This window comes from Mycobacterium intermedium (assembly GCF_002086275.1).
GTDB lineage: Bacteria > Actinomycetota > Actinomycetes > Mycobacteriales > Mycobacteriaceae > Mycobacterium > Mycobacterium intermedium.
This window is the reverse complement of the sequence record NZ_MVHT01000198.1, coordinates 1-2,416: the sequence shown is the minus strand read 5'-3', so window position 1 is coordinate 2,416 and position 2,416 is coordinate 1. Positions and strand designations below refer to the sequence as shown.

2 protein-coding genes are annotated in these 2,416 nt (G+C 68.1%); both read right to left on the bottom strand.

The genetic code is table 11. The features are described 5' to 3' along the window. Positions 1-747, bottom strand: a 747-nt coding sequence (locus BST27_RS30035; RefSeq protein WP_139805476.1) for a beta-ketoacyl [acyl carrier protein] synthase domain-containing protein, incomplete at its 3' end; no start/stop codon positions are given. A 4-nt stretch (positions 748-751) separates the two neighbouring features. After that, positions 752-2,416: beta-ketoacyl reductase (locus BST27_RS30030; protein ID WP_139805475.1), on the bottom strand; the 1,665-nt coding region annotated here is incomplete at its 5' end.

The following is a 2,416-nucleotide window of genomic DNA, read 5'->3' as shown; positions in this document are numbered from 1 at the left end:
GCTCGGGCCCGGACTGAGCAGCAGGTTGGTTCCACCGACCAGCGCGGTATCGCTTTCGCCGGAGCGCAAACTCTGGCAGGCCAGGTGTACCGCGACCAATGACGACGAGCAGGCCGTGTCGATGACCATCGCCGGGCCGCGAGCCCCCAGGAAGTAGGCCAGCCGTCCCGCGGTGAAGTTCAGCGCATTTCCGGTGGGGATGTACGCGTCGAGATCCTCCGGCCGCAACTGACCCGCCAGCGTGACCATGTAGTCGTACGCGGTGACGCCGACGAAGACGGAAGTCTGTGTACCCCGAATCGTGTGCGGCGCAATGCCGGAGTGTTCCAGCGCTTCCCACGCGACCTCGAGGAACAACCGCTGTTGCGGATCCATCGCCGCCGCTTCGCGGGGTGAGATCGAGAAGAACTCGGCATCGAACTCGTCGGGTTGCCAGCCGGAGAGAAAGCCGCCGTCACGACTGCAGATGGTGCCCGGGACGGTGTGATCGTCGGTGAAGAATGCGTCGGCGTCCCAGCGCTCCGGGGGCACCCGCCCGATGCCGCTGCGGCCGTCGCGCAACAACTCCCAGAACTGCTCCGGGTTGTTCACCCCCCCCGGGAATCGGCATCCCATGCCGACCACGGCGATCGGTTCGGTGCTGGATTTCTCGGCGACCGCGAGGCGAGCGGTGAGGTCGTCGATCTTGCGCAACGCCTCGGTGATGATCGCCCGGCGGTCTGGATTCGGGGCAGACGTAGTTGTCACCGGCTCAGCTCAACCTTTCTGAAAGCTGTTGCAACAACTCATCCTCTGTCAGTTCGTCGTAGGTATCGCCGGCGTCGGCCGAGCCTTCTGAGGCGGCCGGAGCCGCCTCGGCCAGCTCCGGCAGGACGGTGGCCAGATAATCGGTCAGGCTGTACACGGTCGGGTAGTCGAACACCACCGAGGCGGGCAGGAATTCGCCCAGCGTCTCAGACAGCGCGCGCTGCAGTGTCACGCTCATCAACGAGTCCATGCCGAGCTGGAAGAAGCCGGTCGACGGGTCGAGCGTTTCACTTGCGGGTAGCCCCATCACCTTCGCGGCCAGCGCGCCGACCTCGTCGAAGAGCATGTCGAGCCGCCGTTCGGGCGGGCACTTCCCGAGGGCCTTGCGGAACTCGCTCTCCGGCAACGCCGCCTCGCCGGGCACCGGCAACAGGTCCTCGACAATGCGCAGCGCGCCGCGGGTGCGGTAGGCCGCCGCCAGCAGCGGCCAATCCGCTGCCACCACAACGGTTTGCACGCCGGCGGCGGGGTTGATTGCGGAGGCCAGCGCCTCGATGGCCACCTCGTCGTCCATGGGGTGCAGGCCGGATTCGGTGCTCACCTGGCTTGCGTCCTGCTGTGCATCGGCGAGGGACTTCCACAGGCCCCAGGCGATGACGGTCGCGGGCAGTCCCATCAGGCGGCGGGCGTGGCCCAGGGTGTCCAGGAAGGCGCTGGTGGCCGTGTAATGGCCCAGCCAGCGCGACCCGGTCAGTCCCGAGATCGACGAGAATGAAACAAAGTGCCGCACGGGGTGTTTCAGTGACAGCCGGTGGAGCAGCCGGGCGGCGTCCAGCTTGGGCCGGAACATCGCGGCGACGTCGTCGTCGGTCATCTCGCTGAGCAACACCGGTTGACCGGCGAAGGCCGCCAGGTAGATCCCCTCCAAAGCGGGCAGGTCCGCCCCGAACCGGTCGAACAGGGCGCTCATTGCGACGGGGTCGGCCGCGTCCGCGGCGACCTGAACGAGCGTTGTTCCGGTTGCCGCAAGGCTTTCGGCAAGCTCCGCCAACCGGGTGCCGGGGTTGCGGGACACGGTGACGATCGTCTTGGCACCCATCGTCGCCAGTTGACGGATCAACTGCGGTCCGATGTTTCCGGTGGCGCCGATCACCAGCTGGCTGGTGTCGCCGCCGAGGGTGACCGGTGGCGGTGCGGCGGTTGGCCTTTGCAGCCGAGGTGCCCGGCGCAGCCCCGAGCGATAGACGACCTGGTCCTCGCCGTCACCGCTGTGGGCCTCGTCGCGTAGGTATGACGCGGCCAGCACGGACGGCACCGACTCGTCGAGATCGATGACGCCGCCCCAGATTTCGGGGTGTTCGAGCGCCAGTGTGCGGCCCAGCCCCCACAGCACGGCGTGGGCCGGGTTGGCGCGCTCGCCGTCGGCGACGGGTTGCGCGTTGCGGGTCAGAATGAACAACTTGGGTTGTGACGGACTCGCCAGCAGGGCCGCGGCCAACCGTCGCGCCGTGTGGAACAGGTCGTACGCTGACTCGACGTCGACGGGATCGGCGGGGGACGGCGGTACGTACAGCACGTACTCGGTCCCGGCGAGTTCGGTGGGCAGCGCGTCGCCTGCCGAGCCGGCGACCCCGCCCAGCTCCGCGGCCAACTCGGACGCCAGTTCGGG